The sequence below is a fragment of the Peribacillus sp. NPDC097197 genome (assembly GCF_050278025.1).
Taxonomy (GTDB): Bacteria; Bacillota; Bacilli; order Bacillales; family DSM-1321; genus Peribacillus.
This window is the reverse complement of the sequence record NZ_JBNNST010000007.1, coordinates 222,185-228,217: the sequence shown is the minus strand read 5'-3', so window position 1 is coordinate 228,217 and position 6,033 is coordinate 222,185. Positions and strand designations below refer to the sequence as shown.

Annotated in this window: 7 protein-coding genes; 2 read left to right on the top strand and 5 right to left on the bottom strand. The window is 41.4% G+C overall.

Annotated elements, in window-relative coordinates; all coding sequences use genetic code 11:
- Positions 1–264 (top strand): transposase (locus ACQKL6_RS11945; protein WP_427651156.1); only part of this gene is annotated, 264 nt, incomplete at its 5' end.
- Positions 265–376: 112 nt separating this feature from the next.
- Here ACQKL6_RS11945 and ACQKL6_RS11940 read toward each other — a convergent pair.
- Genes ACQKL6_RS11940 through ACQKL6_RS11925 form a run of 4 tightly spaced genes read right to left on the bottom strand, consistent with a single transcriptional unit; the run spans position 377 to position 3,606 of the window.
- On the bottom strand, positions 377–865 hold the full coding sequence (locus tag ACQKL6_RS11940) for an antitoxin YezG family protein (protein WP_402876146.1): 489 nt from the start codon (positions 863–865) through the stop codon (positions 377–379).
- 6 nt (positions 866–871) lie between these two features.
- Complete coding sequence (locus tag ACQKL6_RS11935) at positions 872–2,857, bottom strand: T7SS effector LXG polymorphic toxin (RefSeq protein ID WP_427590847.1); 1,986 nt, start codon at positions 2,855–2,857, stop codon at positions 872–874.
- Positions 2,854–3,141, bottom strand: a complete 288-nt coding sequence (locus ACQKL6_RS11930) for a YwqI/YxiC family protein (RefSeq protein WP_427651155.1) — start codon at positions 3,139–3,141, stop codon at positions 2,854–2,856. Before ACQKL6_RS11930 ends, ACQKL6_RS11935 begins: the two co-directional genes overlap by 4 nt.
- Positions 3,142–3,606, bottom strand: a complete 465-nt coding sequence (locus ACQKL6_RS11925) for a YwqH-like family protein (protein WP_427651154.1) — start codon at positions 3,604–3,606, stop codon at positions 3,142–3,144. It lies immediately after the preceding gene.
- 327 nt (positions 3,607–3,933) lie between these two features.
- Here ACQKL6_RS11925 and ACQKL6_RS11920 point away from each other — a divergent pair, with 327 nt between their 5' ends.
- Positions 3,934–5,292, top strand: coding sequence for a cytochrome P450 (locus tag ACQKL6_RS11920; protein ID WP_427651153.1), 1,359 nt, complete (start codon positions 3,934–3,936; stop codon positions 5,290–5,292).
- Positions 5,293–5,542: 250 nt separating this feature from the next.
- On the opposite strand, the gene ACQKL6_RS11915 is transcribed toward ACQKL6_RS11920, so the two are convergent.
- Positions 5,543–6,001 (bottom strand): VOC family protein, encoded by a 459-nt coding sequence (locus ACQKL6_RS11915; protein ID WP_402987074.1) that lies wholly within the window; start codon positions 5,999–6,001, stop codon positions 5,543–5,545.
- Between the last annotated feature and the right edge of the window lie 32 nt (positions 6,002–6,033).

The following is a 6,033-nucleotide window of genomic DNA, read 5'->3' as shown; positions in this document are numbered from 1 at the left end:
TACGCTCGACGAAAAATCGAGGTAGAGAGTGTTTTTGGTCATATCAAGGGCAATAGGTCGTTCCGTCGCTTTTCGCTTCGGGGCTTAGCGAAAGTCCAAACGGAGTTTGGCATCGTAGCCATGGCACATAATTTACTGAAGATAGCTGGGTTACGTCAGCTACTTTCAGTAAATTATTATAAAAATAGAAAAACAGGTGGAGAAAAACAACTCGTTTTTCTCCACCTGTTTTATTTTAGGGACTTATTAGACAGCCCCGTTTGAATCGATAGTAGAACTTATAAGCATTTCATCATCTCAAGCTAATTTTCTTGCAATTAATTTCTTTTTTGAATTCCGCCATTTCTCTTCCTGATGTATTACTATCCTTCTCTAATTAAATCGGATTATCTGGAAATTCATTATGGTACTTCTCGATTAATGCTTTATAATTTTCATCATTTGGCACCTCATCTAAGTATTTATTTTTCCAAATAATCATTTGGTCACTAAAACTATATTCAGTATCGAACCAATTTGTATAATCATAATGCATTTTAAATTTCCCACTATTCTCAAGAGACATTGTAAAAGAGTACCAAAGCTCTTGCTGATTATTTTTAAAGATATTCCTTAGTTCATCGCACAACTCAAACAGCTTTCGTTTATTCTTTTTGAATTCTTCTTTATCAATAGAATAGTTAAATGGAATTTCCACACTATAATTAAAAAATTCTTTATTTTCAGGAGTATTATAAAAAAAATAAGTTCCTCCACCGGTTTCTGATATCTGTGAATAAAAATAAAATTTATCCCATTCTTCTGGAATCATTTCATTAACTGTTTCTGCTATTTCTCTATATAATTTATTCATTTCTTTTTCCACTTTCAATCAACTCCCAGCACTATTTCTAATCGTTTTCTCAAATATCCCTTTTCCTTCAATTTCATATAATATCTCAAAGTAACTTGGTCTTAGTGACTCTCCTGAATAAATTGGCTCAATTTTTACAGATACTTTTTTCGGTGGAATTTCTTTCAAAGCAGTTGCCCACTCATTCTCCATTTTATACCACTCTCCACCCGAGCGATTAATTTGTCTATTTTGAGCTACTAAATTGTCAATATCCCCAGAGCCATGAAATTGGGTTCCAATCAAGTGCCCACCATCATCATCCATTAACCTATCTTCCCGGCCTGCTGCCACTTGCATTCCCGGATTTCGTGTACCTTTTTGAAGTATCAATCCTTCTGCCTCAACATCTACTATTCTACCAATTTCATCTGTTGTATATTTATAACCATCCTCTGTAACATAGCGTACGTTGGGCGCAAGTTCTTTCCTTCCATTTTTCCCTTTGATAATTTGCTTCCCAAGATCCTTCTCTTTTATTTCAGTTATCTTACCAATATTACCCGTACCCTTACTACCTTCACCCTTCGCCGTTATCTTCTGCGCAAGATCCTTTATCGTCGTCTTATCAACCGAGATATTTTTGTAAGTATTTCCAGTTGTATCCGCGACTGTCCTAACCTTAACTCCAGTTGGCACTTCCACTTTCCCGATGGCCTTGCCCATATCCTTGATCGAGTCTTGGGCTTTCTGGACTTGATTTTGCACAAATTCCTTGCTGTAGGGGATGAGTTTTGTTCCGCTTGCCATTTTGTCTGCGACCTTGGCTGCCCCCGCAACTCCGGCGATACCAAGGGCGTTCATCAGGCTGTTTTGGCGCTGTTCATCCGTGAGTTCGTTTCCAAACATATCTTTGCCGGTGACGGCTTCGCTGAGTCCGTTGGCGGTTGTTAATCCGTATAGACCGTATTCGGTTTGCTTGAGGACATCCAGCCCTTTACTTGATTTATAGGCATCCAATGCATGGTCTGCAGCGTTGAGTCCCTTCACCGTTTTGTAGACGGCACTTCCACCCTTGATCGCACGCCCAGCCCAGCCGACAATGGGGATGAATCCGGCCGCGGCCATCGCGCCCGCGGCGATTCGTTCAGCTTCGGAAAGTTTACGGCCTGTTACGGGATCGACTCCCGTTGTCGCTCTTACTGAATCATAATACCCCGTGATTTCCCCTGTAAAGGTTTTTGTCGTGTCCCAGGCTTTTTCATACCATGGGCGGTTCTCGAGTTCTTCCATTTCCTGTTCGAGTTTCCGCGCTTCCTCTTCTTGCTTCTTGAAGTCCCGGTATCCTTGCATATTCTCGGCCACTTCATCCTTCACTTGATAAGCTTGACTCGCTTGAAAGGCACTTTGGTTGAAGTTCATCGGGGAAACGGTGCCATCCTGACTGGTGGCTTCAAGTAAGGCCTGGAAAAGGCTAATGGCTACACTTTCCTGGGCTTCGGTCACTTGGTATTCTTCTACTAATTTATTATCTACTTCGTGCACTTTCTTGATGGTATCGTTCTTTTCTTTTTCGGCCTTTTCCATTTTCTCATGGAAATCGCCTTGGTCGAACACCTGTAGTGAGAGGATATCATCAATGTTCTGGAATATCTTTTGGAGATCGGTGGACTGCTGGTTCACCATCGATTTGGCGTTGGAGAGACCGTGGGTCACTTCCCCCTCTAAAAACGGCACCTCGACCACGGTTTCACCGGATAGGTCGGCGTCTTCCAATATGGCCGGAATCCCTTTCAGAAAGCTGATTTGGGTCGTGAATAATTCGATCCAGGCATTGGCCACCTCTACTTGTGCTCGATAAAAGTTCTTGATGGCCGTCGCCCCGGCTCCGGCCAGCTCTTCATCCAAATCGACGATTCCCTGAAATTCCTTTTTCAGTGTCTCTACTTGCCCCAATAGGTCTTCATATTGCTTGGCCCGTGACTTGACTGCTGACTTCAGAGGTTTGGCTTCGAAGATTGTCATAATGGCTGATACCCCTGTACAGTATGGGTGATGGCCTCATCCTGCTCTTTCAGTAAATCCACGTTCGCCCGGGTGTCTTCCAGATTCTTTTTGACGATCGTCAGGTATTGATTGAAGGTCTTTTCCAGATTGCTCTCCCGTTCTTCCCATTTCGATGTGAAGCTCAGATCGTTATTGCCGAGCTGATCGGCCGGCAGTGCTCCGATTGTCGTCCCATCCACGGCCGTTTTTACCTGGCTTACTTGTTTTGTCACGACTGCATGATTCAGTTTAATTGTCGTCATTTAAAACACCCACTTCTTTAAATCCGATACTTTACTTTCCACTTGGTCAAGGAATTCTTCCCCTTTACTCAACAGTTCGCTCGCTTCACGGGCAGCTTTTTCGGCGGCCGCCATCGCAGCTTTTTGAATCTCCAGGAAGGTGATTTTCTGTTCAATTTTCGCTTGATAATCATCATACTCATCCTGAACGATTGTCAGCATGACCTTATATGCACCACTTCTTGACTCGTTAAAATCCGTTGCACGATTACCAGTCCAACTTTTTCCTAACTCCGGTTTTTTTATTTCTTTGATTTCTATAAGACTTGCTTCCTGTTCATTGTTGATTTGTGTTTTCGCCAGCTTCAATCGGCTAATTTGCTCCTCTAAATTAGCTATTCCACTAGAAAAGGACGAGCTATAATCGCTTATTACATCTACAAGTCCCAAAAGGATCACCTCATCATTTGGTATCTGTTTTACCATTTGTCATATTTTTCATATTTTCTTATTATAAGGAATATAGTCCGAGAGATAAATAGGGATAAGTATGCTATTTATAGCTCCCGTTAGGAAAATGGATGCACTCATTCCATTTCAAGTTCCAGTATTTTTACCCTACTTTTTCCAAAATTAAACAATTATAGTTTTAAAAAAGGAATGGAGAGTCTATAATCGCGATTTTTAACGGTTTTTCCTCCTATTAATATGTAAAAAATGCTAGCCCTCTCGCATACTTGTCCAAACCAATATGCGCAATCCACATAGAATGATTATAACTACTTATATAGAAAGGAATGAAACAAATCATTGTTGGATAAAGATGCTCATGATTCTCCCACTGGCCCAAAAGGGAAAATAATAACTGGTCATACAAAGGAGTTTCAATCAGACACAATTGGTTTTCTTACACGGCTAGCTAAAGAATATGGGGACGTTGCAAAACTTCGGTTGGGGCCTTTCCAAAACGTTTACCTCATTTCAGATCCGGATTTAATTAAACAAATCCTTGTAACCAAACAAAAGTCGTTTTTGAAATCAAAAGACTTCGATAGCTTAAAGCCGCTCATTGGAGAAGGGCTCATTACGAGTGATAAAGATTTTCACATGCGCCAGAGAAGGCTTATTCAACCATCTTTCAAAAAGACCCATATTAGCAATTACGCACAAGATATGATTGATATAACCAAGGAATATATCTCAACCTGGAAAAACGGGGAAGAAAGAATAATCACCGAGGACACGATGAGCCTTGCTCTTGGTATAGTCAGCAAGACCATGTTCAGCACGGAACTCAAAGATGGATATAACCTGATTGGGGAGCCGATAGATGAAGTGATGAAGGTTGCTGTCAAAAGAATGAGGAATCTCTTTCAATTGCCTCTATGGATTCCAACAAAAAGCAACCGGGAATATAAAAAGGTGCTCGAACGACTGGATACCGTGATATATAGCATAATTGAAGGACGTAGAGAAGATGCAAAGAGTCATGAAGATATGTTGGGAATCCTGATGGAAGCCCGAGATGAAGTGGATGGTTTAGGGATGTCAGATCGGCAAGTACGCGATGAAGTAATGACGATTTTCCTTGCCGGTCACGATACGACCGCTACCTTACTTTCCTGGACACTCTACTTACTATCGCAGAATCCTGAAGTGGAAGCTAAGCTTTTCCATGAAATAGATACCGTAATCGGAAACCGCACCCCCACTCCTGATGATTTCATGAAATTAACATACACTCAGAATATTATCTGGGAATCGCTTCGCATCTATCCACCACTCTACGTCATATCACGGAAAGTTGCAGAAGATGTGTCCATCGGAAACTACCATTTTAAAAAAGGCGAGATGTTTTTGTTAAGTTCCTATGTCATGCATCATAATCCAGAGTATTTCGATCAACCCGATTCTTTTATTCCTGAGCGGTTTGAAAACAACTATTTGAAAACCATCCCTCCATTCGCTTACTTTCCATTTGGTGGTGGCCCGAGGGTGTGCATCGGCAATCACTTTGCGTTGATGGAAGCAGTGCTGGTCCTAGCCTGCATTGCCCAACAATATCGTATCAAGCTCGCACCTGACCATCATGAAGTAAAACCCCTGCCCTTGCTTACACTCAGACCAAAGAGTGGATTGAGGATGATAGTGGAGGAAAGAAATAATGGATAAGGAAAGGTCATGTCAACGACAGTTGGATACCATTGTCGTTGATATGACCTTTTGTTTGGACTGCTCCTTATATGAGGACACTTCTGGTTGATCGTTTTTTGTCGAAAAATCGATATATTGCCGATATCCACAGATAAAAGTTCGGTTTGCGTAGATAAATCGTAGAAACCGAAGATAAAAGTCCGAGATGGGAAGATAAAATGTAGAAATGTGCAAAAAATGATTTCCGTCACTAAAGAATGGGGTACTTCTATTTCAAATTTAGCCGTTCCCATTCACTTAGGTACATTCGCTTCATAATTCCTTGGGGATTGCCTATCTTACAAATAAACTCCAGGCTGTTTCCATCCGGATCATTGAAATGGATTTTGGCATGAGCATAATCTTTATGAGGCATCACAAAAGGTTCGATGGGTTCAAACCCAAAAGCCTCCCTTGGCTCGTATCCCTTATTCTTCAGCCAAGCAACCGATCCTTTTAATCCATCTAAGGATACCTCAAAAGCGATATGCCTTATGGAAGGATGATACTCCACTTCCACCTTCTCGGTTTCCCATAATCCCAACCAGCTTTTATCCTTTTCGATCCATAAGAAAGCCAAGCTATCTTCGACTCTATGGTCGAACTCCAACCCAAGTCCTTCATAAAATTCAATGGAACGATTTAAATCTCGAACGGGTAAATGTGCTTCAAATAACCCTTTGATCATCGGCAAAAGCTCCTTATTATGTTTGTCCCGTG